The organism is Bacillus tequilensis, from assembly GCF_012225885.1.
Lineage (GTDB): Bacteria > Bacillota > Bacilli > Bacillales > Bacillaceae > Bacillus > Bacillus tequilensis.
This window is the reverse complement of record NZ_CP048852.1, coordinates 2,348,709-2,375,528: the sequence shown is the minus strand read 5'-3', so window position 1 is coordinate 2,375,528 and position 26,820 is coordinate 2,348,709. Positions and strand designations below refer to the sequence as shown.

The following is a 26,820-nucleotide window of genomic DNA, read 5'->3' as shown; positions in this document are numbered from 1 at the left end:
AATTGAACTGGGGGTTATGGAAGTGCTACATGAGGAAAAGCGCATTCTCACAATTAATCCAGGCTCAACTTCAACGAAAATTGGTGTTTTTCATAACGAACGTAGCATTTTTGAAAAAACATTGAGACACGACATTGAAGAGCTGCAGCGATTTGACCATATTATTGATCAGTATGAGTTTCGAAAATACCAAATTCTTGAAACGCTTCATGAACAAGGAATCAATATCTCAAAGTTTGATGCAGTCTGTGCCAGAGGCGGCCTTATCCGGCCGATTGAAGGCGGAACTTACGAAGTGAATGATGACATGATTGAGGACTTGAAAAGCGGCTATGCCGGCCAGCATGCTTCTAATCTCGGCGGCATTATCGCGCGGGAAATCGCTGACGGCCTGAACATCCCTTCATATATCGTCGATCCTGTTGTCGTAGATGAAATGTCAGAGCTCGCAAAAATCTCAGGCATGCCTGAGATTGAACGGAAAAGCATTTTCCATGCGTTAAACCAAAAAGCTGTCGCCCGTAAGGCGGCAGCCTCTCTTGGCAAACGGTATGAGAATACAAAATTGATTGTTACCCATATGGGCGGCGGTATTACAATTGGCGTCCATGACCATGGGCGAGTGGTCGATGTCAACAACGGCCTTCACGGAGAGGGGCCATTCAGTCCTGAACGTGCAGGAACAGTGCCTGCGGGCGACCTTATCAATTTATGTTTTTCAGGACAGTATGCAAAAGAAGAAATGATGAAAAAATTGGTTGGGACTGGCGGGCTTTTCGGCTATCTCGGTACGAATGAGGCAGAAAAAGTGGCACAAATGATTCAGAGAGGCGATGAAAAAGCACGCTTCATTTTTGATGCCATGGCATATCAGGTAGCAAAGGAAATTGGGGCAGCCAGTGCTGTTTTAAAAGGTGAAGTGGAAGCGATTGTGCTGACGGGAGGCCTTGCGTACGGCAAAAGCTTTGTTTCCAGTATCAGATCATACATAGATTGGATTTCAGATGTTTTCGTCTATCCGGGAGAAAATGAATTGCAGTCTCTGGCGCAAGGGGCACTCAGGGTATTGCTGGGCGAAGAGCAATCTAAACAATATCGTATTGAATAGACAGACGAGGAGTGAGTCACCATGGCAACTGAGTATGATGTAGTCATATTGGGCGGTGGTACCGGCGGTTATGTCGCGGCCATCAGAGCCGCTCAGCTCGGCTTAAAAACAGCCGTTGTAGAAAAGGAAAATCTCGGAGGAACATGTCTGCATAAAGGCTGTATCCCGAGTAAAGCGCTGCTTAGAAGCGCAGAGGTATACCGGACAGCCCGTGAAGCCGACCAATTCGGAGTGGAAACGGCTGGCGTATCCCTCAACTTTGAAAAAGTCCAGCAGCGTAAGCAAGCTGTTGTTGATAAGCTTGCGGCCGGCGTGAGTCATTTAATGAAAAAAGGAAAAATCGACGTGTATAACGGATATGGCCGTATCCTCGGTCCGTCAATCTTCTCTCCGCTGCCGGGAACGATTTCTGTAGAACGGGGAAATGGCGAAGAAAATGATATGCTGATCCCGAAACAAGTCATCATTGCAACAGGATCAAGACCGAAAATGCTTCCGGGCCTTGAAGCGGACGGCGAGCATGTCATGACTTCGGATGAGGCTCTCCAAATGGAGAAGCTCCCTAAATCGATCATCATCGTCGGAGGAGGCGTTATTGGGATTGAGTGGGCGTCTATGCTTCATGATTTTGGCGTGAAGGTTACGGTTATTGAATACGCGGACCGCATATTGCCGACTGAAGATCAAGACATTTCAAAAGAAATGGAAAGTCTTCTGAAGAAAAAAGGCATTCAGTTCGTCACAGGGGCAAAAGTGCTGCCTGACACAATGACAAAAACGCCGGATGACATTAGCATACAGGCTGAAAAAGCTGGAGAAACGGTTACCTACTCCGCAGAAAAAATGCTCGTTTCCATCGGCAGACAGGCAAATATCGAAGGCATCGGCATCGAAAACACCGATATTGTCACTGAAAATGGTGTCATTTCAGTTAATGAAAGCTGCCAAACGAAGGAATCTCATATTTACGCAATCGGAGACGTGATCGGGGGCCTTCAGTTAGCACATGTTGCATCACATGAAGGAATCATTGCCGTCGAGCACTTTGCGGGCCTCAATCCGCACCCGCTTGAGCCAGCACTTGTACCGAAGTGCATCTACTCAAGCCCTGAAGCTGCCAGTGTCGGCTTAACCGAAGAAGAGGCAAAGGCGAACGGACATAATGTCAAGATCGGCAAATTCCCATTTATGGCCATTGGAAAAGCGCTTGTATACGGAGAAAGCGACGGATTTGTAAAAATCGTGGCTGATCGTGATACCGATGATATCCTTGGCGTGCATATGATCGGCCCGCATGTCACTGACATGATTTCAGAAGCGGGGCTTGCCAAAGTGCTGGACGCGACGCCGTGGGAGATTGGACAAACGATTCATCCGCATCCAACGCTTTCTGAAGCAATTGGAGAAGCTGCGCTTGCCGCAGACGGCAAAGCCATTCATTTTTAAAAGCATAAAGGAGGGGCTTGAATGAGTACAAACCGACATCAAGCACTAGGGCTGACTGATCAGGAAGCCGTTGATATGTATAGAACCATGCTGTTAGCAAGAAAAATCGATGAAAGAATGTGGCTGTTAAACCGCTCTGGCAAAATCCCGTTCGTGATCTCTTGTCAAGGACAGGAAGCTGCACAGGTAGGAGCTGCTTTCGCTCTTGACCGCGAGATGGATTATGTACTGCCGTATTATAGAGACATGGGCGTTGTGCTGGCGTTTGGCATGTCGGCAAAGGACCTAATGATGTCCGGGTTTGCTAAAGCGGCAGATCCGAACTCAGGAGGCCGTCAAATGCCGGGGCATTTCGGGCAAAAGGAAAACCGCATCGTGACAGGATCATCTCCGGTTACAACGCAAGTGCCGCACGCAGTCGGCATTGCACTGGCGGGACGGATGGAGAAAAAGGATATCGCAGCCTTTGTTACGTTTGGTGAGGGCTCTTCGAACCAAGGCGATTTCCATGAAGGGGCAAACTTTGCCGCTGTCCATAAGCTGCCGGTTATTTTCATGTGTGAAAACAATAAGTACGCAATCTCAGTCCCATACGATAAGCAAGTCGCATGTGAGAACATTTCCGACCGTGCTGTAGGCTATGGGATGCCTGGCGTAACCGTGAATGGAAATGACCCGCTGGAAGTTTATCAAGCGGTCAAAGAAGCGCGTGAACGGGCGCGCAGAGGAGAGGGCCCGACATTAATTGAAACCATTTCTTACCGCCTTACACCGCATTCCAGTGATGACGATGACAGCAGCTACAGAGGCCGTGAAGAAGTAGAGGAAGCTAAAAAAAGTGACCCTCTGCTTACTTATCAAGCTTACATAAAAGAAATAGGCCTGCTGTCTGATGAGACAGAACAAACCATGCTGGATGAAATCATGGCAATCATCAATGAAGCGACAGATGAAGCGGAGAACGCTCCTTATGCAGCTCCTGAGTCAGCGCTTGATTATGTGTATGCGAAGTAGGGAGGAAGAACAAATGTCAGTAATGTCATATATTGATGCAATCAATTTGGCGATGAAAGAAGAAATGGAACGAGACCCTCGCGTTTTCGTCCTTGGGGAAGATGTAGGAAGAAAAGGCGGTGTGTTTAAAGCCACAGCCGGACTTTATGAACAGTTCGGAGAAGAGCGCGTGATGGATACGCCGCTTGCTGAATCAGCGATCGCCGGAGTCGGTATCGGAGCGGCTATGTACGGCATGAGGCCGATTGCCGAAATGCAGTTTGCCGATTTTATTATGCCGGCGGTCAACCAAATTATCTCCGAGGCTGCTAAAGTCCGTTACCGAAGCAACAATGACTGGAGCTGCCCGATTGTCGTCAGAGCGCCATACGGCGGAGGCGTGCACGGGGCACTTTATCATTCTCAATCAGTCGAAGCGATTTTCGCCAATCAGCCCGGACTGAAAATTGTCATGCCTTCAACGCCGTATGACGCGAAAGGACTCTTAAAAGCCGCGGTTCGTGATGAAGATCCGGTGCTGTTTTTTGAGCATAAACGCGCGTACCGTCTCATAAAAGGAGAGGTTCCGGCAGATGACTATGTCCTGCCGATCGGCAAGGCTGATGTAAAACGGGAAGGCGACGACATCACGGTGATCACTTATGGCCTGTGTGTCCACTTCGCACTACAGGCTGCAGAACGTCTCGAAAAAGATGGTATTTCAGTGCATGTAGTTGATTTAAGAACAGTCTATCCGCTTGATAAAGAAGCTATCATCGAAGCCGCATCCAAAACAGGTAAAGTCCTTTTGGTCACAGAAGATACAAAAGAAGGCAGCATCATGAGTGAGGTGGCCGCGATTATATCCGAGCATTGTCTGTTCGACTTAGACGCGCCGATCAAACGGCTTGCAGGTCCTGATGTTCCGGCTATGCCTTATGCGCCGACAATGGAAAAATACTTTATGGTCAACCCTGATAAAGTGGAAGCGGCGATGAGAGAATTAGCGGAGTTTTAAAGACGTAAGGAGGATACAATCATGGCAATTGAACAAATGACGATGCCGCAGCTTGGAGAAAGCGTGACAGAGGGGACGATCAGCAAATGGCTTGTCGCCCCAGGTGATAAAGTGAACAAATACGATCCGATCGCGGAAGTCATGACGGATAAGGTAAATGCAGAGGTTCCGTCTTCTTTTAGCGGGACGATTACAGAGCTTGTTGGCGAAGAAGGCCAGACTCTGGAAGTCGGGGAAGTGATTTGTAAAATCGAAATAGAAGGCGCAGATCCGGCCGAACAAAAACAGGAGCAGCCAGTGGCATCAGCAGCTGAGACGCCTGTCGCAGAAAGCAGCGCCGAAGCAAACGATCAGCCCAATAAAAAGCGCTACTCGCCGGCTGTACTTCGTTTGGCCGGAGAGCATGGCATTGATCTTGATCAAGTGACAGGAACAGGTGCCGGCGGCCGCATTACGCGAAAAGATATTCAGCAAGTCATTGAAACAGGCGGCGTGCAAGAACGTGCTGAGGAGCCGAAGACAGCAGCTACCGCATCAGAAGCTGGACCAAAACCGGAGCCGAAGGAAGAAATTTCATATCCTGCGTCTGCCGCCGGAGATCAAGAAATCCCAGTTACAGCTGTAAGAAAAGCGATTGCTTCTAATATGAAACGGAGCAAAACAGAAATTCCGCATGCTTGGACGATGATGGAAGTTGATGTCACAAACATGGTGGCATATCGCAACAGTATAAAAGATTCCTTCAAAAAGACAGAAGGATTTAATTTAACGTTCTTCGCCTTTTTTGTAAAAGCAGTCGCTCAGGCGTTAAAAGAATTCCCGCAAATGAATAGCATGTGGGCGGGCGACAAAATCATTCAGAAAAAGGATATCAATATTTCAATCGCGGTTGCCACAGAGGATTCTTTATTTGTTCCTGTGATTAAAAACGCTGATGAAAAAACAATTAAAGGCATTGCGAGAGAAATTACGGATCTCGCCAAAAAAGTAAGAGAAGGAAAACTTTCAGCAGACGACATGCAGGGAGGGACGTTTACCGTCAACAACACAGGTTCGTTCGGATCTGTTCAGTCGATGGGCATTATCAACTACCCTCAGGCTGCCATCCTTCAGGTGGAATCTATCGTCAAACGCCCGGTAGTCATGGAGCATGGCATGATTGCTGTCAGAGACATGGTCAATTTGTGCCTGTCCTTGGATCACAGAGTGCTGGACGGCCTTGTGTGCGGTCGATTCTTGGGACGGGTAAAACAAATTTTAGAATCGATTGACGAGAAAACGTCAGTTTACTAAATAGCAGAAAGAGCATTTTTTGAAACATACATTCAAAAAATGCTCTTTTTCTATAGATGTTATTCAGCAATTCGGATTTTCATTTCGACCCGATATTCTTCTTGTTTTTTCGGTGAGTAATGAATCGGTATGATTAACTCGTAGACATCACTGACAACAGTCAATTGGCGGTCAGTGACATACTTGATAAGCTTCTGTAAGTTGAGAAAATAATGCTCAGGTGAAAAGTTATATGCGATACAAACATACCTGCCCTTAGGAATCGTTGTGATTTCCATATCCGGCGTAATCGCAGAAATTTGTTTATTCGTTAATACAGGCGTGAAGATATGCCGGTACTTCATTTCATCAATGCTGGTGTACGGCTGAAACGAGAAAGTGGCGCCATAGCTGTTGTTTGTAAATCCATCTGCTGATTCGATAAATTTTTTCAATTTGCTATAGGAGGCGTTGAGCACATTTTCAGGCCCGATTCCATCTGCCTCTGTTTGAATGATGCGTGTTTCTTCTTCATCTAAAAGAAACACCTCGCCGAGCGCGGGAAATTCCATCTGCCGTTTCATTCGCTTTTTTACCATTGCGATGGTTTGCTCCAATGCTGATAAAAAGTCTAATTTCTCCCTGATTTGCTTCTCCTGCTCCGAATAAAAAGCAAACAGTTCTTCCATTTCTAAGTCCTGTGCCTTTTTCATCTCTTCTAAAGGTGTGCCGATGTATTTCAATGATTTGATCAAATCCAGATGAATGAGCTGAGAATCAGTATAATAGCGATAGCTGGTATCCGGATCGACGTAGGCCGGTTTAAATAAATCAATTTTATCATAGTAACGGAGCGCCTTAATTGACACGTTTGCCAGTTTTGAAACTTCTCCAATTGAATAATAAGATTCCTCCATGCCATCACTCCTTCTATATCAGTATAATAAAGAAGCGCATTCTTTGCAGTATACAAAGAATACGCTTTTATCATGTGCTGGCTTTTGCATGTGCAGGCGCTTTCCAAGCAATGGTCAGCGCAATGCCTATGGCTAAAGAAACTGTTGCAAAGTAGAATGGATAGTTTACATCAATATCGAACATCATTCCGCCGATAATAGGCCCGAATACATTGCCGATGCTTGTAAACATTGAATTCATACCGCCGGCAAACCCCTGTTCATTTCCCGCAATCTTTGACAGATAAGTCGTTACCGCAGGACGCATGAGATCAAATCCGACAAACACGGTGACTGTAACTAGCAGAATCGCAGTATAAGAATTCACGATTGTCATCAAGAATACCAGACTCGTCGAGAGAAGTAAGCTGTACCGAATTAAATGAATTTCGCCAAACCATCTTGTGAAGCGATCGAATAAGACGACTTGTGTAATGGCGCCGACAATCGCTCCGCCTGTAATCATAATGGCGATGTCGCTTGCCGTAAATCCGAATTTATGGTCAACGAATAACGCGAATAACGATTCAAATGACGCTAAACCGAAAGACGAAATCAGGATAATAAGAAAAGCAATGAAATACATAGGGGCAAAAATCCGTTTAAAGCCTGTTTTCTGCCCCGTTAGTTCCTGATTCTCTGGATTTCGCTCCGGCTCGCGCAGCGTGAAGATTGATAAAATGGCTGCCAGCAATGCAAAGGCCGCCGCAAAGAAAAACGGGAGGCGGGAATGGATTTCCGCCAAAAATCCCCCGATCCCGGGGCCGATAATAAAGCCTGTTGAAATGGCTGCTGACATATATCCGAGCGCTTTCGGCCGTGTTTTAATGGTCGTGATATCTGCAATAAAAGCCGTGACCCCGGGCATAATGAAGGCCGCGCTGATACCGCCGAGCATACGGGATATAAACAGCATCTCAACTGTTTTTCCGATGCCGAATAATAACTCCGAAACACTAAAGAAAAACAGGCCGATCACGATCATGATTTTACGTCCAAAGCGGTCAACCCATCGGCCGGCTATTGGTGAAACAATGAGCTGTGTAACAGCGAAGCAGGCGACCATATAGCCCACCGCGGTACCCGATAAATGCAATTCATTCATTATGGTAGGTGTTACCGGAATGACAAGTCCGATCCCCAAAAAAGCAATAAATAAATTGATCAATAATATGGTTAAGGTGATATTTTGTTTCTCCATGTGACTTCCCCTTTTTTAAAGTGTATCCCTTATACTGTAAAGCCTCCTCTTAGGGGAGAGTCAACGGATTTGCAAAATCTTTCTAAGCGCGCAAGACAGTTATTCATTTGCAGGAACAAGCATGTCGATGTGCTGCGGCAGGACTTGAATCACCGCGGGCGTATGTGTATAAACTTCTCCATCCATATCAGCCTTTTTGGCCGGGGCTGTTTCAATTTCGATACGAGAGGCCTGGATATAAGACAGCTCTCCGGAAAAACGGTCAATTGTGCCCTGTTCCATGCTCATCAGCTCCCGCAATGCAGTGAGGCTGGTGTTGCGGCAGATGAGGATATCAAGTAAGCCGTCTTCTATACTGGCATCAGGCAGAGGAATTCGATTCGTTCCAATGTATTGGCCGTTCATAACAAGCAGCATAACGGCTTCTTCTTTAATTTCTTCTCCGTCAATTGTTAATGTCATCGGAAATGATGCAGCAGATGAGACACTTCGTAAAGCACTAGTAAAATAGCTGATTTTTCCCAATAATGCTTTTTCCGTTTCGTTAATTTGATTTGACGTTTCTGTAATCAAGCCGATCCCCCAGAAATTTAAAAAGTAGCGGTCGTTCATCTGACATACGTCTATGCGTGTTTTTTTTCCTGACACAAGTGCTTCTGCTGCTTTTGCGAGGTTTTGAGGGATGCCAAGCACTCTCGAAAAGTCATTGCAAGTGCCGCCTGGCAAAATCCCGACTACTGGCCTTTTTTCTAAAGCACTGATGCCGTTTATGCATTGATGGACCGTGCCGTCGCCGCCGAGAATAAAGATGGTGCCGACAGTATCATCAATGGATTGGCAAAAATGATAGGCATCGTCTTCTTGCTTTGTCTGTTTAATGATCACCTCATCTAAAGATTGTGATAATACCGGCACCACAGTCCCTAATGCTTTTTCTATATTTTTGTTGCCGGCATTTCCGTTATGAATCAGTAATGCTTTCCGGTGGCTCATAAAAACTGCTCCTTTATTTTTACATCTGGTAATATCATCCCCTTTTTCTCTCAGCAGTAAACGGAAAGCGAAAAAAGTGCACGGCCAAGCAATGTCATTTGCCGATATGGGCGTTTCCTTGCTATCATAGGAACAGATGATGAAAAAGGAGAGGTCTTCATTGAATATGGACTTTAATTTATTTATGAATGATATTGTCCGCCAGGCGAGACAAGAAATTACAGCTGCCGGATACACTGAGCTGAAAACAGCTGAAGAGGTGGATGAGGCACTTGCGAAAAAAGGCACGACGTTAGTCATGGTAAACTCTGTTTGCGGATGCGCCGGAGGAATTGCGAGACCTGCAGCATACCATTCGGTTCACTATGATAAAAGACCTGATCAGCTCGTTACCGTTTTTGCCGGACAGGATAAAGAAGCGACAGCGCGAGCGCGTGACTATTTTGAAGGTTACCCGCCATCTTCTCCGTCCTTTGCGATTTTGAAAGACGGAAAAATCATGAAAATGGTAGAGCGTCATGAAATTGAAGGCCATGAACCGATGGCGGTTGTGGCAAAGCTGCAAGAAGCCTTTGAAGAATATTGTGAAGAAGTATAAGACGAAAAACCCGGAGCCTTTTAGGCACCCGGGTTTTTTTTATGTATAAAATTCCAGATGAACATGAATAAATATTAAGAGATTATACAATTTGATTGTACAATGAATCTATTTTTATCTCGTATGATCAAAAAAGAGAGTACTAGAAAAATAAGCTTGAAGATAATTTTTAAAAATAGTATTGCATAAAAATAAGAAACTGTTTAAAATACAAATTAACGAATAAATATTCAAACACACTAAACGTAATGAATATGGGGGAAATGGATCATGAAAAAATGGCTCTTATTACTTGTGGCTGCCTGCATCACTTTAGCACTATCCGCTTGCGGGTCAAGCAACTCTGGTTCAGGTGAAGGCAAGAAAAAAATTATAATGGGCACTTCGGCGGATTACAAACCGTTTGAATATAAAGAAGGCGATAATATTGTCGGCTTTGATGTGGATTTGGCAAAAGCGCTTGCGAAGAAGACTGGCTATGAAATTGAAGTTCAGGATATGGACTTCAACAGCTTGATCACAGCGCTGAAATCAAAACAGGTGGATCTGGTTCTGTCAGGAATGACACCGACGCCTGATCGTAAAAAACAAGTTGATTTTTCCGATGTGTATTACACAGCGAACCATATGATTGTCAGCAAAAAAGACAGCGGCATTTCATCTCTGAAAGACCTGAAAGGAAAAACAGTCGGCGTTCAGCTGGGTTCTATTCAGGAAGAGAAGGGGAAACAGCTTTCTGCGGAATATGGTTTTAAAACAGAAGACCGCAACAGAATTTCCGATCTGGTACAGGAAATCAAATCAGACCGCTTTGATGCCGCGATTATCGAAGACATGGTAGCAGAAGGGTATTTCAAATCAAATGACGACCTGCAAGGGTTTGTAATTCCTGATGCGAAAGCGGAGGAAGCCGGCTCAGCAATTGCTTTCAGAAAAAATAGTCAACTGACAGACAAATTCAATAAAGCACTCAAGGAAATGAAAGAGAACGGAGAGCTTGAGAAATTGAAGAAGAAATGGTTCACTGGCGAGAAGTAAAAAAAGCGGCTCAACTTTTTTCGTTGAGCCTTTTTATTGAATAGGAAAATCTTTTTTCCTGTAAGAAAAGGAGACAAAGACTATGAATTTGGATTTTACCGCAACGATCCCCCAAATTCCTTTTATATTAGAAGGCCTGGCAATTACGTTGAAAATTGTCATTGTATCAGCCATTATCGGACTTATACTGGGTATTGTGCTAAGCTTATGCAAGATCAGCACGTTCCGTCCGCTGATCTGGATCGCTGATTTTTATACATCAGTGTTCCGCGGGACGCCTTTAGTGCTGCAGCTTATGATTGTCTATTTCGGGCTTCCTCAGCTGCTCGGCTTTCAAATTGACCAGTTTTGGGCTGCGGTTGTTGCACTGTCATTGAATTCCGCCGCTTATGTATCGGAAATTATCAGAGCCGGAATCAATGCCATTGATAAAGGGCAAAAAGAGGCGGCTGTCGCACTGGGTGTCCCATACGGCAAAATGATGAAGGATTTGCTTTTGCCGCAGGCCTTCAAAAATATATCACCTGCAATTGTGAATGAATTAATTACGTTAACAAAAGAATCTGCGATCGTCACTGTCATCGGGCTTGGTGATGTCATGAGACGCGCATATCAAGCTGGCGCAGCCACTTATAATTACCTTGAGCCGCTCATTATCGCCGGATTGATTTATTATGTGCTTGTCCTGATTTTAACGTTTATCGGCAAGGCTGTAGAAAGGAAGCTGAAATCCAATGATTAAAGTTGAAAAGCTGTCAAAATCATTTGGGAAACACGAAGTATTAAAACATATATCAACAACGATCGCTGAAGGTGAGGTTGTTGCCGTAATCGGTCCCTCTGGCTCAGGCAAATCAACATTCCTTCGCTGTTTAAACCTGTTGGAAAAGCCTAACGGCGGAACCATTACAATCAAAGATAAGGAGATCACGAAGCAGAAAACCAACACATTAAAAGTCCGGGAAAACATCGGAATGGTTTTTCAGCATTTTCATCTTTTTCCGCACAAAACGGTTCTCGAAAACATCATGTACGCGCCTGTCAATGTCAAAAAGGAGCCAAAACAGACTGCACAGGAAAAAGCCGAAGAGCTGCTCCGCAAAGTCGGTTTGTTCGAAAAGAGAAATGACTATCCAAACCGTTTATCAGGCGGGCAAAAACAGCGTGTCGCCATCGCCCGGGCTCTTGCGATGAATCCGGACATCATGCTGTTTGACGAGCCGACCTCTGCACTTGATCCGGAGATGGTCAAAGAAGTGCTCCAGGTGATGAAAGAGCTGGTCGAAACCGGCATGACTATGGTGATTGTCACGCATGAAATGGGCTTCGCAAAAGAAGTGGCAGACCGAGTGCTGTTTATGGATCAAGGAACGATTGTCGAGGACGGCAATCCGAAAGAATTTTTTCTTGCGCCAAAATCCAAAAGAGCGCAGGACTTTTTAGAGAAAATATTATAGAATATAGAAAAAAGAAGAAGGCTGATGGCTTCTTCTTTTTTATTGAAGAAACAAATAGAAATGGAGTCCGACATGTTTAAAATTGGTTACCGCACAATAAAGACAGCGCTTGGAACGGCTTTGGCTATTTATCTAAGCCAGCTATTGCATTTGCAAAACTTCGCTTCAGCAGGAATCATCACCATTTTGTGCATTCAAATTACGCAAAAACGGTCGCTTCAGGCGTCATGGGCCCGCTTTGCGGCATGCTGTCTGGCAATTGTTTTTTCTTATCTCTTTTTCGAGCTGATTGGCTATCATCCGTTTGTGATCGGAGCGCTTCTCTTGATATTCATTCCGATAACGGTCCTGTTAAAAATTAACGAGGGAATTGTCACCAGTTCCGTTATTATCCTTCATTTATACATGTCCGGCGGCATTACGCCTGCTTTCATTTGGAATGAAGTTCAGCTGATTACGGTTGGCATCGGTGTCGCTCTATTGATGAACTTGTATATGCCGAGTCTGGACCGGAAGCTGATTGCCTATCGAAAAAAGATAGAGGATAACTTCGCTGTCATTTTCGCAGAAATAGAGCGGTATTTGTTAACTGGTGAGCAAGATTGGAGCGGAAAAGAAATTCCGGAAACGCACCGGCTCATTTCGGAGGCGAAAAACCTGGCATACCGAGATGTGCAAAACCACATTCTGCGCTACGAAAACCAGCATTATCATTATTTTAAAATGAGAGAAAAGCAATTTGAAATTATCGAACGCCTTCTTCCTAAAGTGACTTCGATCTCGATTACGGTAGAGCAGGGGAAAATGATCGCTGAATTTATTCACGATTTGCGGGAAGCGATACACCCGGGAAACACGGCGTACAAATTTTTGAAAAGACTTGCTGACATGAGAAAAGAATTTGAAGAGATGCCGCTTCCGGCGACTAGAGAAGAATTTGAAGCACGAGCCGCTCTCTTCCATCTTCTCGGGGAAATGGAACAATATCTAGTCATCAAAAGTTATTTCAAAGGAATAAAAGCACAAAAATCACTCGCATGATTCGCATGAGCTCCTCCTTCATTGGTCAACCTAATGAAAAAGGAGGAGCTCATGCGTTTTTTCTTATATTCGATTTTTATGATGATGATTTCACCGATTTGGCCGCTTGGCGAAAACCCGCTTCCGGGCGATCCGTATGTCATTGTCAACAAGAGAACAAACGAACTGGCTGTCATCCTCGACAATAAAGTAGAAGGCGTGTATAGCGTGGCGACCGGAAAAACAGACGATCTGACCCCTGAAGGAGAATTTTCGGTAACGGTAAAAGCGGCGAATCCTTACTACAGAAAGAAAAATATTGAAGGGGGAGCTCCTGACAACCCGCTTGGGGCAAGGTGGATCGGCTTTGACGCGAAAGGAACAGACGGCCGGATTTACGGAATTCATGGGACGAACCGGGAAGAATCAATAGGGAAATTTGTGTCTAACGGCTGTGTCCGTATGCATAATGATGATGTCGTTCATCTGTTTCAAATGATTCCGGTGGGGACGAGAGTGCTGATTACGGACGACTCCCGCTCTTTTGAAGAGGTTGCTATCGAGCATAAAGCTTTGATAAAAAAGCAGGATGTTCCTATTCAATAAGGCCCGCCTGCTTTTTTATCGTTAGAAAAACATAACGATTCCTGAGAGTACAGTTGAAAGAATAAAAACTCCCAAAATCACGATCAAAACGCTTTTCATCAGTTTTTGAGACATGATTTCACTCCTTAGACAATCTGTCTATATTTTAGCGTGTTTTGAATGGGCGGACAAGCGATATCTATTTGGAAAGCAGGGATGAAAATGAACAGGCTTGACCATATTGGGATAGCTGTTTTTTCGATAGAGGAAGCAAGAAACTTTTATGAGAATATACTGGGGCTAACATTTCTTCATCAAGAAACGGTGGAAGAGCAAAAGGTGAATGTCGCTTTTTTTCAAGCAGGAAGCGTCAAACTGGAGCTGATAGAGCCGCTGACAGCTGACAGCCCCGTCTGTTTATTTTTAGAGAGGAAAGGGCAGGGGCTGCATCATATTGCGTTTTTGTGCAACGGCCTATCTGAACAGCTTCAAGCATTGTCTGACCGGAAAGTTCAATTGGTCGACCGGTATCCGAGGCAGGGAGCAAACGGGAAAAAGATCGCTTTTCTTTCTCCGCGGGAAACAAACGGCGTTCTTGTAGAGCTTTGTGAACCGAAAGGAGACCAGCACAATGAACATGAATGAGCATATTGATCATTTATACACGAAACGCAGGCAGGCAGAAGAAGGCGGAGGACAGGAAAAGCTTTCTCAGCAGCGGCAAAAAGGAAAGCTTACTGCTCGGGAAAGGATTGCATTTCTTCTGGATCAGGACAGCTTTATCGAGTTGCATCCCTTCATGGAAAGTCAAGTGTTAACAAGAGAACAGTGCATATTAGGGGATGGAGTCGTGACAGGATACGGTACAATTGACGGCCGCCCAGTTTATGTATTTGCGCAAGACTTCACAGTGTTCGGCGGAGCGCTTGGTGAAACCCATGCCAAGAAAATCTGCGCTCTGATGGATCTGGCGGCAAAAAATAAGGCGCCGATTATCGGACTGAATGACTCAGGTGGTGCGAGAATTCAAGAGGGTGTGGTATCATTAGATGGATACGGTCACATATTTTACCGAAACGTCTTATATTCCGGAGTCATTCCGCAGATCTCGGTTATTTTAGGACCGTGTGCTGGAGGCGCTGTATATTCTCCGGCACTCACAGATTTTATTTTTATGGCTGAGCAGACCGGCCGAATGTTTATTACAGGGCCGAAAGTGATTGAAAAAGTGACAGGAGAACAGGTTGATGCGGAGAGCTTAGGCGGAGCGGGAATACATAATGCCGTCAGCGGAAACGCCCACTTTTCCGGACATACGGAGAAGGAGGTTCTGACAGGGGTGAGAAAACTGCTGTCTTATTTGCCGCTGAATGGCCGGACAACAGCGCCAAAGCCAGAGAAAGAGGCCTCCAGACCGTTATTCAACCGTCTCGTGCCCGCTGACACAACAAAGCCGTATGATGTTCGGACGGTGATTAAGGAGCTGGCTGATCCGCAGTCTTTTTTTGAGATTCAGCCGTTTTTCGCGAAAAATATTGTCATCGGATTTGCCAAGCTGGGTGAAAAAACGATCGGCATTATTGCGAGCCAGCCGAAGCATCTGGCGGGCAGTCTGACGATTGACGCTGCTGATAAAGCGGCAAGATTCATCCGTTTTTGCGACGCCTTTGATATACCGCTGCTGACTGTCGAGGATGTTCCGGGATTTCTTCCCGGTGTACAGCAGGAGCATAACGGAATTATCAGGCACGGAGCAAAATTATTGTTTGCCTATGCAGAAGCGACCGTCCCAAAAGTCACGCTCATTATCAGAAAAGCGTACGGCGGCGCCTATGTCGCTATGAACAGCAAAGCAATCGGAGCGGATTTTGTGTTTGCGTGGCCGAATGCTGAAATCGCAGTGATGGGTTCAGAAGGCGCGGCATCTATTTTGTATGAAAAGGAAATAAAAGCTTCGGCAGACCCGCAAAAGACAAAGCGCGAAAAATCAGCTGAATACAAAAAGCAAAACGCCGGCCCATACAAAGCGGCGGCCTGCGGAATGGTCGATGACATCATTTTGCCGGAAGAATCAAGGAAAAGACTGATTCAAGCTTTCCACATGCTTGCACATAAGACAGAAGAGAGACCGAAAAAAAAGCACGGTAACATACCGCTTTAATATGGAGGGACTTACAAATGGTGAATGAAAAACGCCTGCTGGAAGAATTTTTAGAACTTGTCCAAATTGACTCAGAAACAAAACACGAAGCAGAAATCTGCAAAGTGCTGAAACAAAAATTTTCTGATTTAGGTGTGGACGTAAAAGAAGACGATACAATGGATATCACTGGCCACGGAGCCGGTAACCTGATCTGTACATTAAAAGGGACAGCACAAACAGATACGATCTATTTTACATCTCACATGGACACAGTTGTACCCGGAAACGGCGTAAAACCGGTTGTTGAGGAAGGCTATGTCAAAACAGACGGCACGACGATTTTAGGCGCTGATGATAAAGCGGGACTGGCTGCAATGTTTGAAGCGATTAAAGTGCTGAAAGAAGAAAACATTGCACACGGCACCATTGAATTCATCATCACAGTAGGGGAAGAATCAGGTCTGATCGGAGCAAAGGCGCTTGACCGTTCTCTGATTACTGCATCCTACGGCTATGCCCTTGATTCAGACGGAAAAGTCGGAAATATTATTGTAGCCGCACCGACACAGGCGAAAGTAAGAGCGGCAATTTTCGGGAAAACCGCACACGCCGGGGTTGAACCTGAAAAAGGCATCTCAGCCATTACAATCGCTAGCAAAGCAATTTCAAAAATGCCATTGGGCCGCATCGATGAAGAAACAACAGCAAATATCGGCCGGTTCGAAGGCGGCACACAAACAAACATTGTGTGTGACGAAGTCCATATTCTTGCTGAAGCTCGTTCTTTAGTTCCTGAGAAAATGGAAGCTCAGACCCAAAAAATGAAAGCTGCTTTTGAAGAGGCCGCTGCCGAGATGGGCGGACGCGCAGAAGTCGAAATTGAAGTCATGTACCCGGGCTTCAAATATCAGGACGGCGACCAAGTTGTTGAAATCGCGAAAAAAGCGGCAGCTAAAATCGGCCGTCCGAGCGAACTGCAAACAAGCGGCGGAGGTAGCGACGCAAACGTGATTGCTGGTCATGGCATTCCGACGGTTAACCTTGCTGTCGGTTACGAGCAAATTCATACAAAGAATGAAAAAATGCCTGTCGAGGAACTCGTTAAAACAGCAGAAATGGTTGTCGCCATTATTGAAGAGGCAGCAAAATAAAAAAAGAAAACCCGAGTGCGCTCGCGCGCATCGGGTTTTTTCTTGCATTCAGTGCCATTGTCTAAGCGGCCAAAATAACACGTCCTGTTTTTTAGCGAAATGAAGCAAGGGATCTGACCCTGGCAATGTAATACCGTGAGCATCAGCCACCGTATTAACTGAAATTTCCGCTTCGGCATGCTGCAGCAGCCAAGGATGATGATGAATGTCTTCGTAAAAGAGCTTGCTGCGGTAAGTGGTGTAGAGTCTGTATCGTTCCGTCAGCCAATAATCGAGCGAATCCTGTTCTGCTGTAAAAGGAGCAGAAACGGGCCGGTACGCGGCGCAGAAAGCTGCTTCTCCGCCGTCTCTCCGCTTGCTGACATAGTCAATGCCATCACCGTTTTTGTCAGCTTTCATATCCGCGTAAAAATAAGGTAAATGAAAGAACGTACGAGCGCCCAGAACCGCCAGCCGATGATCAGCATCTAAACTGAAAAAATAAATGCCGGGCTTGCCTTTATACGTGACATAGGTGCGGAGGTTAAGCTCGGGAAACGTACGCGCACCGGGAATGGCAGGAAGATAACGCGCTCTCAGGTTTGTGAGCATAAAGGGAAGCATGCTTATCCAAGCTTGTCCGTTATATGTATCTAATTCTAAAACCGGCGGAATCATAGCCCGAAGGATCGAAACATCAACAGGCCAGTGGGCAAATAAGACATCGTTCCATGTTTGTCTCATGATCCAGATTCCCTCAGGCACAGAAATATTTTTTTGCTGAAAGCCTTCCGTCACGTATATCTTCCTTTCAGTTGGATGTGAATAAAGGTATTCCCTATTTTCTTCTTTTTAAAACGATACGTCTTTTAGCCGCGACAGAAAAGGGTGCGATGAAACAAAAAAACACCCCCGGCTTTTCATCGGGGGTGTTTCATTATTTCACCGGCTCAGTAAGAGCGGCGTCTTTTTTACTTTTATGGTGGGTCAGCTGCAGGACAACATTTTGCACTGTCAGAAACAGTCCGCTTGTGAACCAGTACAGCGGAAGCGCTGCGGGAACATTAAGCGAGAAAATCGTCATCATCACAGGGAAGATGAACACCATTAGTTTTGCAGATTGCTGTGCCGCAGGGTTTTGCGGGACAGCGGAATATTTCGCGCTCAGTTTTTGAGCGACATAGGCTTGAATAAAGTACATTGCACCCGCACTAAGAGACACGAGAATGTCAGATTGTCCTAAACTGAACCATAGAAACGAGTGTGACGCAATTTCGGGTGTGGAGCGAATCGCATAATAAAACCCAATCACAATAGGAAACTGAATCAGCATTGGGAGACATCCCATGGCAAGCGGATTAATGTTGTGCTCCTGATACAGCTTCATCATTTCCATTTGCAGTTCTTTTTGCTTTTCAGGGTCCTTCGTCTTTTTCAACTTGGCCTGAATGCTGTCAACCTGAGGTTTAATAACGGCCATTTTCTCTTGGAACATGCGCTGTTTTTTAAACTGATTGACAAACAAAGGCAGTACAACCACACGCACAATAATGGTGACGAGAATAATAGAGAGTCCGTATTCTCCGTGAAAGAACCCGGCAACCCCCTTAAGCAGAGCAGAAAACGGTTCGATTAAATAGTCGTGGAAAAAACCGACGTTGCTGAGGCCTCCCACCTGATTCGTCGCCGCAAACGCAGCATTACCCGAGCATAATACGATGAAAAAGACACCCATAGCCAAAAGTTTTTGATATGTTTTTACCAATTTGTTCTCCTCCTTTTTATAAATGCGGTTTATAAAAGAAGGGGACTGGCGTCTTCATCATCGTTCACAGGTGAATTCATGCGGAAGACTTTACGTATCCAAGTTGTAATGCGATGATATATAATAATAAGAAAGTCTGTTCGGTTAATGTGAAAGACTGTCTGATGTTCATCAGTTCGTTTAGATTTCCATTGCTCGCCGGCACGGCACTCGCGTAAGAGGAATGCAATCCCGATTGCCGTCAGAGCAGGAAGAATAATTGTGAAAAAATCGACTAAGAATAAAACGTCATTTATCGATTCCACAAACATTATAATCACATCCATTCAATACCTTCATTTTACTATATGTACAAGCCGTTGTCTAATGAACGAAAAGGAGATTTATTTATGCCGGGAAAGGGCCGAATTATTTTCCATATTGATATGAATAGCTTCTACGCATCGGTGGAAATGGCATATGATCCGGCTCTCCGGGGGAAGCCGGTCGCAGTAGCGGGAAACGTAAAGGAGCGCAAGGGAATCGTGGTGACATGCAGCTACGAAGCGAGAGCGCGCGGCGTGAAAACAACGATGCCGGTTTGGGAAGCGAAACGCAATTGTCCGGAGCTTATTGTTCTTCCGCCGAACTTTGACCGCTATAGAAGCTCTTCAAGAGCGATGTTTAACATCCTCCGTGAATACACTGAGCTGGTTGAGCCTGTCTCCATCGACGAAGGCTATATGGACATGACTGATACACCATACAGCAGCCGCGCGTTGGAGACGGCAAAAGAAATCCAAAGCAGGCTGCAAAAAGAGCTGCTGCTTCCGTCAAGCATAGGGATCGCGCCGAATAAATTTCTCGCTAAGATGGCGTCTGACATGAAAAAGCCGCTTGGCATCACGGTTTTAAGAAAGAGACAGGTGCCTGATATCCTTTGGCCGCTTCCGGTGGGAGAGATGCACGGGGTTGGCAAAAAGACAGCGGAAAAGCTGAAGGGACTCGGCATTCATACGATTGGAGAGTTAGCGGCCGCTGATGAGAACTCGCTGAAACGCCTGCTTGGCATCAACGGTCCGCGCCTTAAAAATAAAGCAAACGGCATCCACCATGCGCCGGTTGATCCTGAGCGCATTTACGAATTTAAAAGCGTCGGCAACTCATCGACGCTTTCGCATGATTCCAGTGATGAAGAAGAGCTGCTAGGCGTTTTCAGAAAGCTTGCCGCTTCTGTTAGCGACCGCTTACAGCGCAAGGAAGTCATGGCTTCGAAGCTATTTATCATGATTAGATATGCAGATTGGAAAACCATCACAAGAAGCATAACGCTGAAAAATCCGATCGATCAAAAAAATGAAATTATGAATGAAGCGGAGAATCTCTTTTTTAAGCATTGGAATAAAAATCCCGTCAGGCTGCTTGGCATTACCGGAACGGATTTAGTAGAAAAAGAGCAGGCCTATAAGCAGCTCGATTTGTTCAGCTTTAATGAAGATGCGAAGGATGAGCCGATTCAGCAGATGATGGAAAAGCTGAATGAAAAATACGGCTCCAAGCTGATCAGAAAAGGGGCAAAGATCAAAAAAGAGGAAAGCAAAACGAAAGGAACAAGCTTTAACAAAGATTTCTTTCAGGATGAAAAGAAAAGCTGAATCGCTTGAAAAAAAGGGTCAAAGTATGGTAATTTCTTTATTATAAATATCATTTTATTTTAATTTAAATTTTAAAATGATGAAACGTTTTCAGAAGGGACGTTAGAATATGTCAAAACAACAAATCGGCGTTATCGGGCTTGCGGTCATGGGTAAAAATCTGGCTTTAAATATCGAAAGCCGGGGATTTTCTGTTTCTGTTTACAACAGATCAAGCAGTAAGACTGAGGAGTTTTTGCAGGAGGCAAAAGGAAAAAATGTTGTTGGCACATACAGCATTGAAGAGTTTGTCCAATCCTTGGAAACACCGCGCAAAATCTTATTAATGGTTAAAGCGGGAACTGCAACAGATGCGACAATTCAATCTCTTCTTCCTCATCTAGAGAAGGATGATATTTTAATTGACGGCGGAAATACATACTATAAAGATACACAGCGCCGTAACAAAGAACTCGCTGAAAGCGGCATTCATTTTATCGGAACAGGCGTTTCCGGCGGAGAAGAAGGAGCGCTTAAAGGTCCTTCTATCATGCCTGGCGGACAAAAAGAAGCACATGAGCTTGTGAAGCCGATTCTTGAAGCGATTTCTGCAAAAGTTGACGGAGAACCTTGTACGACATATATCGGTCCAGACGGTGCAGGCCATTATGTAAAAATGGTCCACAACGGCATTGAATACGGAGATATGCAGCTGATTTCTGAATCTTACTTCATTCTGAAACAAGTGTTAGGGCTTTCAGCTGATGAGCTTCATGAAGTCTTCGCTGAATGGAATAAAGGCGAGCTTGACAGCTATCTGATTGAGATTACGGCAGATATCTTCACGAAAAAAGACGAAGAGACAGGCAAACCGCTTGTTGATGTGATTCTTGACAAAGCAGGACAAAAAGGAACAGGAAAATGGACAAGCCAAAGCGCGCTTGATTTAGGTGTTCCGCTTCCGATTATTACGGAGTCTGTATTCGCGCGCTTCATCTCAGCTATGAAGGAAGAGCGTGTGAAAGCGAGCGGCCTTCTTTCAGGACCGGAAGTGAAGCCTGTTACAGAAAATAGAGAAGAGCTGATTGAGGCAGTCAGAAAAGCGCTGTTCATGAGTAAAATCTGTTCTTACGCGCAAGGATTTGCCCAAATGAAAGCTGCTTCTGAAGAATATAACTGGGATCTGAAATATGGCGAAATCGCTATGATTTTCCGCGGCGGCTGTATCATCCGTGCGGCGTTCCTTCAAAAGATTAAAGAAGCTTACGATCGCGAACCTGAGCTTGATAATCTTCTTCTTGACAGCTACTTCAAAAATATTGTAGAAAGCTATCAAGGAGCGCTTCGCCAAGTGATTTCACTTGCAGTAGCACAAGGTGTGCCGGTGCCGTCGTTCTCAAGCGCATTGGCTTACTATGACAGCTACCGCACAGCCGTGCTTCCAGCAAATTTAATTCAAGCGCAGCGTGACTATTTTGGCGCCCATACTTATGAGCGTACTGATAAAGAAGGCATCTTCCATACTGAATGGATGAAGTAATGAATAGAAATCCCCGAAGCCTTATGGCGTCGGGGATTTTGTTTTTAAATGTTCCTATGAAAAAAGCGGGAAATGCTCATGAGCATTTCCCGCTTCCGTCTTATATATTCCACCAGTGCAAGCCGTCTTTCGCCAAAAGATCATCAGATGCTTTCGGTCCCATAGAGCCTGATTCATAGTTAGGAGATAAGGTTTTGTTTGCTGCCCATGATTCAGAGATGGAGTCGACAAAGCTCCAAGAAAGGGCAACCTCATCCCAGTGTGCAAAGTTTGTTGCATCGCCAAGTAGACAATCGTGAATTAATTTTTCATATGCTTCAGGTGTATTCATCTCGTCATTGCAATTGCTGCAGTAATCCAGTTTGATTGGCTGAGCGTGTGCTGCTCCGCCAAGCTTTTTGGCATTTAAGTAAAGTGTAATGCCTTCGTCAGGCTGAATATGGATGACGAGCAAGTTTGGATTCATGTTATTTTCATTGCCGTAGTACAGGTTCATCGGAATGTCCTTAAATTGGACGACGATTTTTGTGGACTTTTCTTTCATTCGTTTTCCGGTGCGGATATAGAATGGAACACCAGCCCATCTGAAGTTATCGATCAAAAGCTTTCCTGAAACAAAGGTCTCTGTATTGGAGTCAGGATCTACATTGTCCTCGTCCGTATAAGCAGGAACCGGCAAACCGTCAATTTCACCGGCTTGATATTGCCCGCGAACAAAATACTCATCCACTTCGTGTTTTTCAATAGGGCGCAGCGCTCTCAGAACCTTCACTTTTTCGCTGCGGATTTCTTCTGTGCTTAATTTGATCGGCGGCTCCATTGCAAGCAGGGCAACCATCTGCATCATGTGGTTTTGCACCATGTCGCGCAAGGCGCCTGATTTTTCATAATATCTCGCACGGTCCTCGACGCCAAGTGATTCGCTTGATGTAATTTGAATGTTTGAGATGTAGCGGTTTGTCCAAAGCGGTTCGAAAATCGCATTGGCAAATCGAATCACTTCAATGTTTTGAACCATTTGTTTGCCTAGATAATGGTCGATTCTGTAAATTTGGTCTTCTGTAAACGCTTGGCGGATCTCCTTGTTCAATGCCTGTGCGCTTGGCAGGTCATGGCCAAACGGCTTTTCAATGACAAGGCGCGACCAGCCTGTTGTTGCTGTAACACCTTCTGATTTTAGTGTTTTTGCAATTGTCCCGAAGAATTCAGGAGCCATTGCCAGGTAGAACATTCTATTGTTTGGAATTTGATATGTATCTTCCAGCTGATTAAGCAATACGTTAAGCTCTTGATAAGAGCTTGGGTTTGTCACGTCAAACGGGTGATAGTAAAAATGGGACGTGAAATCATCTATATGTTTATCTGCAGATGAGGAGATGGATGTTTTAACAGTTTGGCGAAGTTCCTCATTAGACCAAGGTCTTCTTCCAACTCCTACAACTGCAAACTCTTCTCCGATTTGTCCGTTTTGGTATAAACGGTGGATAGACGGATACAGTTTTCGTTTTGCTAAATCTCCAGTTGCACCGAATATGACAATTACTGCTTTTGGCTGTTGGCTTGTTTTCACTAAAAGTACCTCACTTTATTCGAAGCTTTATTTTAGTACACCCCGTATATTTCCTTCATTTTAAATCTAAAATTCAACGAAAGCAAACATTTCAGCCCATTTTTTGCTGAACGACGTAAAAATGTTTCTAGAACAAAAGGATTGTTCCTTTCAAGGGCAAGATTCACATTTTGCGCATGATCCTGTATTCTTGTAGGTAACTAGTTCTAGTAGGAGGAAGGAAACGTGGAATTACTTTTTTTAGGGACGGGAGCCGGCATTCCCGCTAAGGCGAGAAATGTAACGGCGGTGGCATTAAAATTGCTTGAAGAAAGGCGTTCGGTATGGCTGTTTGACTGCGGGGAAGCCACACAGCATCAAATTTTACATACAACGATTAAACCTCGTAAAATTGAAAAAATCTTCATTACCCACATGCACGGCGATCATGTATACGGGCTTCCGGGACTTCTGGGGAGCCGTTCTTTTCAAGGCGGAGAGGACGAGCTGACAGTGTACGGCCCTAAAGGGATTAAGGCGTTTATTGAAACAAGCCTTGCTGTCACGAAAACCCATTTGACATATCCGCTTGTGATCAAGGAAATCGAAGAAGGCATTGTGTTTGAAGATGATCAGTTTATGGTTACAGCAGCAACTGTTATTCATGGAGTAGAAGCGTTCGGGTACCGTGTGCAGGAAAAAGACGTACAAGGCTCCTTAAAGGCGGAGTTATTGAAAGAAATGAACATCCCGCCCGGACCTGTGTACCAAAGAATCAAAAAAGGCGGAACGGTAACGCTTGAAGACGGGCGCATCATCAGTGGGAATGATTTTCTGGAGCCTCCTAAAAAGGGAAGGGCTGTAGTGTTTTCCGGAGATACGAGAGTAAGTGACAAACTAAAAGAGCTTGCGAGAGATTGTGATGTGCTTGTTCATGAAGCGACCTTTGCTAAGGAAGATCGGAAACTTGCTTATGATTATTTTCACAGTACGACAGAACAGGCGGCTGTAACAGCGAAAGAAGCCGGGGCGAAGCAGCTTATTTTAACCCATATCAGCGCCAGATATCAGGGGGATGCCTCTTTGGAGCTTCAAAAAGAAGCGGCTGAGGTTTTCCCAAACAGCGTGGCGGCGTATGATTTCTTAGAGGTAAACGTCCCGCGAAGCTGAAGGAAAAGCTCTTATTTGACAATTTGTGTTGACGTTGTATAATAAAACGTAATTATTACGCTTTGTGAGAGGATGTTCATGATGAGAGTTAATGTTACTTTAGCTTGTACTGAAACGGGAGACCGGAATTACATCACAACAAAAAACAAACGCACCAATCCAGACCGTTTAGAGCTGAAAAAATATTCACCGCGCTTAAAGAAATATACCCTTCATCGCGAAACAAAATAACATAAAAGGAGACCGGGCGATGTACACCCGGTCTTTTTATGTTAATTCACTGCCTGATAAAGAGGAGCGGCCTGCTGGCACGCTGCGCACCATACATCATAAATAGCCAAATGAACGATGTGTGGTTCATCATGATGGATGTTGTGCGAGCTGTTTTTAGCTTGAATCCAGCCGCTTTGGTTAGAGAGAGACAATATGCTGCTGTGCAGGTTTTGCCACTCCTGTTCAGCAGCGAATTTTTCAGTTCGTTCACCTGATGACAACACAAGGAGAGGCATGTTTCCTAAATGGATTTGCCGCTGTTTGAGAACCTGCAGGCTTTTTGAAAACTCCGCATGTGTGCCCTCAAGCATCATCTTTCTTGTGTATGCTTTGTGCATTTCTTCAGGAATAAAGGAGAAGTTTGCGCAATCTCCCAAAGCTGGGTCAAGGAGGACCATGCCGATAATATCACGCCTGTTTTTGCAGGCCCATAAACCGGTGATCACAGCTCCGTATGAATGTGAAACAGCCAGATAAGGAGGTTTTACATCTGCTGCTTTAAGCAGACACTCCAGTTCCTTCACCTGTTGTTCAGCTGTTCGTTTAGCGCTGCTTTGTCCGCTTTTCCCTATTCCTGCGCGATCATATGTAAAGATGCCAAATTCATCATCAATGTCCGCCATTAATGGTCTCCACGTTTCAGAAGAAGTACCGTAGCCGGCCTCAAAGACAATCGTTACACCATTTGATCCTTTCCGGTGTTGCGTATGAAACGCACACCCGTCAATCGTATATGTCTTTTCCATCCAAGCTGAGTTCATTGGAGTCATCTCCTCTAATTGGTTCTACTAGGGAGACGGAGAACCTGCGCAGATCGTTTCTCTAAAATTCAAAAAAGAGATATCCGGTTGGGGATATCTCTTTTTTGGCTTACCAGCCTCTTTCGTATTGAACAGGGGCCGGAATCTCTGTATTCAGCTGTTTCGCAGCAGTTCTTGCAAAGAATGGATCCCGTAAAAGCTCTCTGCCGATGAAGATCAGATCGGCACGTTCGTTTTGCAGAATTTCTTCAGCCATTGAACCGTCTGTAATCATGCCGACAGCGCCAGTTGCCAATTCAGCCTGTTCTCGGATTTTTTCAGCAAAGCTGACCTGATAGCCAGGAAACACGTTAATGTCCGCATGAACAAGAGCGCCTGAACTGCAGTCAATTAAATCAACACCCTGCTCCTTCATCCATTTTGCAAAACCGATGTGGTCGGCGATGTCTAAGCCTTTGTCTGTGTAGTCAGAAGCAGATACTCGAACAAATAGAGGGCCGTCCCATACCTGTTTAACTTCATCAATAATCTCTCTTAAGAAACGATAGCGGTTTTCTGGTGAGCCGCCGTATTCATCTGTGCGATGGTTGGAAAGCGGAGATAAAAATTCGTGAATTAAATATCCGTGCGCCGCATGAATTTCAATTACATCGAAGCCGGCTTCTTTTGCGCGCAGGGCCGCTTGTTTGAACTCCTGGATCGTTTCTGTTATTTTTTCTGCTGACATTTCCACAGGCGTTGCTGATTGTTCGTCAAACGCAATCGCCGATGGCGCGAAAATATCTCCTTCAAGCTCGGCTTTCCGTCCGGCATGGGCAAGCTGAATGCCGATTTTTGAACCTTGTTCTTTGACCTGCTCAGTCAGTTTCGCAAAGCCTTCAATATGCTCGTCGCTCCAAATTCCTAAGTCTTGGTCAGTGATTCGTCCTTGAGGGTGAACTGCAGTTGCCTCCACAATAATCAGTCCGACCTGGCCGATTGCGCGCGATATGTAATGCGCCATGTGGAACGGTGTCAATTTTCCGTCCTTTTCATGAGAAGAGTACATGCACATCGGCGACATGACAATGCGGTTTTTTAACGTCATATCTTTGATTGTAATTGGTGTGAATAATTTTCTGGCCATTTCTTTCGCCTCCCGTAAGGTTTTTAGAGATTGATTATATCAAGTCATTTCTTTCCCGTCATATA

The 26,820-nt window shown here is 45.0% G+C and carries 28 protein-coding genes; 18 read left to right on the top strand and 10 right to left on the bottom strand.

Annotated features, from left to right (window positions below):
• Positions 1–16: 16 nt before the first annotated feature.
• The 5 genes from buk to G4P54_RS12625 are packed head-to-tail and all read left to right on the top strand — an operon-like array spanning position 17 to position 5,858.
• The gene (gene buk / locus G4P54_RS12645) at positions 17–1,108 is read left to right on the top strand and encodes a butyrate kinase (RefSeq protein WP_024715122.1); all 1,092 of its coding nucleotides are present in this window, start codon (positions 17–19) and stop codon (positions 1,106–1,108) included.
• Between the two features lie 21 nt (positions 1,109–1,129).
• Positions 1,130–2,554: a dihydrolipoyl dehydrogenase gene (gene lpdA / locus G4P54_RS12640; RefSeq protein WP_167872840.1), complete on the top strand. Its 1,425-nt coding sequence runs from the start codon at positions 1,130–1,132 to the stop codon at positions 2,552–2,554.
• 21 nt (positions 2,555–2,575) lie between these two features.
• Positions 2,576–3,568: a 3-methyl-2-oxobutanoate dehydrogenase subunit alpha gene (gene bfmBAA / locus G4P54_RS12635; RefSeq protein ID WP_024715124.1), complete on the top strand. Its 993-nt coding sequence runs from the start codon at positions 2,576–2,578 to the stop codon at positions 3,566–3,568.
• Between the two features lie 13 nt (positions 3,569–3,581).
• Positions 3,582–4,565 (top strand): 3-methyl-2-oxobutanoate dehydrogenase subunit beta, encoded by a 984-nt coding sequence (gene bfmBAB, locus G4P54_RS12630; RefSeq protein ID WP_167872839.1) that lies wholly within the window; start codon positions 3,582–3,584, stop codon positions 4,563–4,565.
• A gap of 21 nt (positions 4,566–4,586) precedes the next feature.
• The gene (locus tag G4P54_RS12625; protein WP_167872838.1) at positions 4,587–5,858 is read left to right on the top strand and encodes a dihydrolipoamide acetyltransferase family protein; all 1,272 of its coding nucleotides are present in this window, start codon (positions 4,587–4,589) and stop codon (positions 5,856–5,858) included.
• Between the two features lie 59 nt (positions 5,859–5,917).
• Here G4P54_RS12625 and bmrR read toward each other — a convergent pair whose 3' ends face one another.
• From bmrR to G4P54_RS12610, 3 genes are all read right to left on the bottom strand, one after another.
• Positions 5,918–6,754, bottom strand: a complete 837-nt coding sequence (gene bmrR, locus G4P54_RS12620; protein WP_024715127.1) for a multidrug efflux transcriptional regulator BmrR — start codon at positions 6,752–6,754, stop codon at positions 5,918–5,920.
• 70 nt (positions 6,755–6,824) lie between these two features.
• Complete coding sequence (gene bmr / locus G4P54_RS12615; protein ID WP_167872837.1) at positions 6,825–7,994, bottom strand: multidrug efflux MFS transporter Bmr; 1,170 nt, start codon at positions 7,992–7,994, stop codon at positions 6,825–6,827.
• A gap of 99 nt (positions 7,995–8,093) precedes the next feature.
• The gene (locus tag G4P54_RS12610; RefSeq protein WP_167872836.1) at positions 8,094–8,987 is read right to left on the bottom strand and encodes a YegS/Rv2252/BmrU family lipid kinase; all 894 of its coding nucleotides are present in this window, start codon (positions 8,985–8,987) and stop codon (positions 8,094–8,096) included.
• A 160-nt stretch (positions 8,988–9,147) separates the two neighbouring features.
• Between G4P54_RS12610 and brxB the strand changes: the two genes are divergently transcribed.
• The 6 genes from brxB to G4P54_RS12580 all read left to right on the top strand — a co-directional run bounded on the left by brxB (position 9,148) and on the right by G4P54_RS12580 (position 13,706).
• Positions 9,148–9,585 carry a bacilliredoxin BrxB gene (gene brxB / locus G4P54_RS12605; protein WP_024715130.1) on the top strand — a complete coding sequence of 146 codons (438 nt, stop codon included), beginning with the start codon at positions 9,148–9,150 and terminating at the stop codon, positions 9,583–9,585.
• A gap of 270 nt (positions 9,586–9,855) precedes the next feature.
• On the top strand, positions 9,856–10,623 hold the full coding sequence (gene artP, locus G4P54_RS12600; RefSeq protein ID WP_167872835.1) for an arginine ABC transporter substrate-binding protein ArtP: 768 nt from the start codon (positions 9,856–9,858) through the stop codon (positions 10,621–10,623).
• An 82-nt stretch (positions 10,624–10,705) separates the two neighbouring features.
• Positions 10,706–11,365, top strand: a complete 660-nt coding sequence (gene artQ, locus G4P54_RS12595) for an arginine ABC transporter permease ArtQ (RefSeq protein ID WP_024715132.1) — start codon at positions 10,706–10,708, stop codon at positions 11,363–11,365.
• Positions 11,358–12,080, top strand: a complete 723-nt coding sequence (gene artM, locus G4P54_RS12590) for an arginine ABC transporter ATP-binding protein ArtM (protein ID WP_167872834.1) — start codon at positions 11,358–11,360, stop codon at positions 12,078–12,080. Before artQ ends, artM begins: the two co-directional genes overlap by 8 nt.
• A 72-nt stretch (positions 12,081–12,152) precedes the next feature.
• Positions 12,153–13,121, top strand: coding sequence for an aromatic acid exporter family protein (locus tag G4P54_RS12585; protein WP_167872833.1), 969 nt, complete (start codon positions 12,153–12,155; stop codon positions 13,119–13,121).
• Between the two features lie 51 nt (positions 13,122–13,172).
• Positions 13,173–13,706, top strand: coding sequence for a L,D-transpeptidase (locus G4P54_RS12580; RefSeq protein WP_167872832.1), 534 nt, complete (start codon positions 13,173–13,175; stop codon positions 13,704–13,706).
• 21 nt (positions 13,707–13,727) lie between these two features.
• Here the strand turns inward: G4P54_RS12580 and prli42 are convergent, their stop codons facing one another.
• A complete protein-coding gene (gene prli42, locus G4P54_RS12575; RefSeq protein WP_019258837.1) occupies positions 13,728–13,820 on the bottom strand; it encodes a stressosome-associated protein Prli42 in 93 nt (30 codons plus the stop codon).
• Between the two features lie 87 nt (positions 13,821–13,907).
• Between prli42 and mce the strand changes: the two genes are divergently transcribed.
• Genes mce through G4P54_RS12560 form a run of 3 tightly spaced genes read left to right on the top strand, consistent with a single transcriptional unit; the run spans position 13,908 to position 16,979 of the window.
• Positions 13,908–14,330 (top strand): methylmalonyl-CoA epimerase, encoded by a 423-nt coding sequence (mce, locus tag G4P54_RS12570; protein WP_167872831.1) that lies wholly within the window; start codon positions 13,908–13,910, stop codon positions 14,328–14,330.
• Positions 14,323–15,846 (top strand): acyl-CoA carboxylase subunit beta, encoded by a 1,524-nt coding sequence (locus G4P54_RS12565; RefSeq protein WP_167873874.1) that lies wholly within the window; start codon positions 14,323–14,325, stop codon positions 15,844–15,846. Before mce ends, G4P54_RS12565 begins: the two co-directional genes overlap by 8 nt.
• Positions 15,847–15,863: 17 nt before the next feature.
• Positions 15,864–16,979, top strand: coding sequence for a M20/M25/M40 family metallo-hydrolase (locus G4P54_RS12560; RefSeq protein WP_024715138.1), 1,116 nt, complete (start codon positions 15,864–15,866; stop codon positions 16,977–16,979).
• 48 nt (positions 16,980–17,027) lie between these two features.
• Here the strand turns inward: G4P54_RS12560 and G4P54_RS12555 are convergent, their stop codons facing one another.
• The 3 genes from G4P54_RS12555 to mifM form a co-directional block, all read right to left on the bottom strand.
• Positions 17,028–17,756 carry a YqjF family protein gene (locus G4P54_RS12555; protein WP_167872830.1) on the bottom strand — a complete coding sequence of 243 codons (729 nt, stop codon included), beginning with the start codon at positions 17,754–17,756 and terminating at the stop codon, positions 17,028–17,030.
• A 139-nt stretch (positions 17,757–17,895) separates the two neighbouring features.
• The gene (locus tag G4P54_RS12550; RefSeq protein ID WP_167872829.1) at positions 17,896–18,723 is read right to left on the bottom strand and encodes a membrane protein insertase YidC; all 828 of its coding nucleotides are present in this window, start codon (positions 18,721–18,723) and stop codon (positions 17,896–17,898) included.
• Between the two features lie 29 nt (positions 18,724–18,752).
• The gene (mifM, locus tag G4P54_RS12545) at positions 18,753–19,040 is read right to left on the bottom strand and encodes a membrane protein insertion/folding monitor MifM (RefSeq protein WP_167873873.1); all 288 of its coding nucleotides are present in this window, start codon (positions 19,038–19,040) and stop codon (positions 18,753–18,755) included.
• A 72-nt stretch (positions 19,041–19,112) separates the two neighbouring features.
• On the opposite strand from mifM, the gene G4P54_RS12540 reads away from it, so the two are divergent.
• Positions 19,113–20,357 carry a DNA polymerase IV gene (locus G4P54_RS12540; protein ID WP_167872828.1) on the top strand — a complete coding sequence of 415 codons (1,245 nt, stop codon included), beginning with the start codon at positions 19,113–19,115 and terminating at the stop codon, positions 20,355–20,357.
• Between the two features lie 109 nt (positions 20,358–20,466).
• Positions 20,467–21,876: an NADP-dependent phosphogluconate dehydrogenase gene (gene gndA, locus G4P54_RS12535; protein WP_167872827.1), complete on the top strand. Its 1,410-nt coding sequence runs from the start codon at positions 20,467–20,469 to the stop codon at positions 21,874–21,876.
• A gap of 100 nt (positions 21,877–21,976) precedes the next feature.
• On the opposite strand, the gene zwf is transcribed toward gndA, so the two are convergent.
• The gene (zwf, locus tag G4P54_RS12530; RefSeq protein WP_024715143.1) at positions 21,977–23,446 is read right to left on the bottom strand and encodes a glucose-6-phosphate dehydrogenase; all 1,470 of its coding nucleotides are present in this window, start codon (positions 23,444–23,446) and stop codon (positions 21,977–21,979) included.
• A gap of 225 nt (positions 23,447–23,671) precedes the next feature.
• Between zwf and rnz the strand changes: the two genes are divergently transcribed.
• Together rnz and rpmG are read left to right on the top strand one after the other, a co-directional pair.
• Positions 23,672–24,595 carry a ribonuclease Z gene (gene rnz, locus G4P54_RS12525; protein WP_167872826.1) on the top strand — a complete coding sequence of 308 codons (924 nt, stop codon included), beginning with the start codon at positions 23,672–23,674 and terminating at the stop codon, positions 24,593–24,595.
• Positions 24,596–24,676: 81 nt separating this feature from the next.
• Positions 24,677–24,826, top strand: a complete 150-nt coding sequence (gene rpmG, locus G4P54_RS12520; protein WP_003226511.1) for a 50S ribosomal protein L33 — start codon at positions 24,677–24,679, stop codon at positions 24,824–24,826.
• A 41-nt stretch (positions 24,827–24,867) separates the two neighbouring features.
• Here the strand turns inward: rpmG and G4P54_RS12515 are convergent, their stop codons facing one another.
• Positions 24,868–25,629, bottom strand: coding sequence for an alpha/beta fold hydrolase (locus tag G4P54_RS12515; RefSeq protein ID WP_167872825.1), 762 nt, complete (start codon positions 25,627–25,629; stop codon positions 24,868–24,870).
• 109 nt (positions 25,630–25,738) lie between these two features.
• Complete coding sequence (namA, locus tag G4P54_RS12510) at positions 25,739–26,755, bottom strand: NADPH dehydrogenase NamA (protein WP_167872824.1); 1,017 nt, start codon at positions 26,753–26,755, stop codon at positions 25,739–25,741.
• Positions 26,756–26,820 lie beyond the last annotated feature (65 nt).

Excerpts from the sequence above, each read along its gene's own strand:
- buk (WP_024715122.1), top strand. The coding sequence starts at position 17 with ATGGAAGTGCTACATGAGGAAAAGCGCATTCTCACAATTAATCCAGGC.
- lpdA (WP_167872840.1), top strand. The coding sequence starts at position 1,130 with ATGGCAACTGAGTATGATGTAGTCATATTGGGCGGTGGTACCGGCGGT.
- bfmBAA (WP_024715124.1), top strand. The coding sequence starts at position 2,576 with ATGAGTACAAACCGACATCAAGCACTAGGGCTGACTGATCAGGAAGCC.
- bfmBAB (WP_167872839.1), top strand. The coding sequence starts at position 3,582 with ATGTCAGTAATGTCATATATTGATGCAATCAATTTGGCGATGAAAGAA.
- G4P54_RS12625 (WP_167872838.1), top strand. The coding sequence starts at position 4,587 with ATGGCAATTGAACAAATGACGATGCCGCAGCTTGGAGAAAGCGTGACA.
- bmrR (WP_024715127.1), bottom strand. The coding sequence starts at position 6,754 with ATGGAGGAATCTTATTATTCAATTGGAGAAGTTTCAAAACTGGCAAAC.
- bmr (WP_167872837.1), bottom strand. The coding sequence starts at position 7,994 with ATGGAGAAACAAAATATCACCTTAACCATATTATTGATCAATTTATTT.
- G4P54_RS12610 (WP_167872836.1), bottom strand. The coding sequence starts at position 8,987 with ATGAGCCACCGGAAAGCATTACTGATTCATAACGGAAATGCCGGCAAC.
- artP (WP_167872835.1), top strand. The coding sequence starts at position 9,856 with ATGAAAAAATGGCTCTTATTACTTGTGGCTGCCTGCATCACTTTAGCA.
- artQ (WP_024715132.1), top strand. The coding sequence starts at position 10,706 with ATGAATTTGGATTTTACCGCAACGATCCCCCAAATTCCTTTTATATTA.
- artM (WP_167872834.1), top strand. The coding sequence starts at position 11,358 with ATGATTAAAGTTGAAAAGCTGTCAAAATCATTTGGGAAACACGAAGTA.
- G4P54_RS12585 (WP_167872833.1), top strand. The coding sequence starts at position 12,153 with ATGTTTAAAATTGGTTACCGCACAATAAAGACAGCGCTTGGAACGGCT.
- G4P54_RS12580 (WP_167872832.1), top strand. The coding sequence starts at position 13,173 with ATGCGTTTTTTCTTATATTCGATTTTTATGATGATGATTTCACCGATT.
- prli42 (WP_019258837.1), bottom strand. The coding sequence starts at position 13,820 with ATGTCTCAAAAACTGATGAAAAGCGTTTTGATCGTGATTTTGGGAGTT.
- mce (WP_167872831.1), top strand. The coding sequence starts at position 13,908 with ATGAACAGGCTTGACCATATTGGGATAGCTGTTTTTTCGATAGAGGAA.
- G4P54_RS12565 (WP_167873874.1), top strand. The coding sequence starts at position 14,323 with ATGAATGAGCATATTGATCATTTATACACGAAACGCAGGCAGGCAGAA.
- G4P54_RS12560 (WP_024715138.1), top strand. The coding sequence starts at position 15,864 with ATGGTGAATGAAAAACGCCTGCTGGAAGAATTTTTAGAACTTGTCCAA.
- G4P54_RS12540 (WP_167872828.1), top strand. The coding sequence starts at position 19,113 with ATGCCGGGAAAGGGCCGAATTATTTTCCATATTGATATGAATAGCTTC.
- gndA (WP_167872827.1), top strand. The coding sequence starts at position 20,467 with ATGTCAAAACAACAAATCGGCGTTATCGGGCTTGCGGTCATGGGTAAA.
- rpmG (WP_003226511.1), top strand. The coding sequence starts at position 24,677 with ATGAGAGTTAATGTTACTTTAGCTTGTACTGAAACGGGAGACCGGAAT.
- G4P54_RS12515 (WP_167872825.1), bottom strand. The coding sequence starts at position 25,629 with ATGAACTCAGCTTGGATGGAAAAGACATATACGATTGACGGGTGTGCG.
- namA (WP_167872824.1), bottom strand. The coding sequence starts at position 26,755 with ATGGCCAGAAAATTATTCACACCAATTACAATCAAAGATATGACGTTA.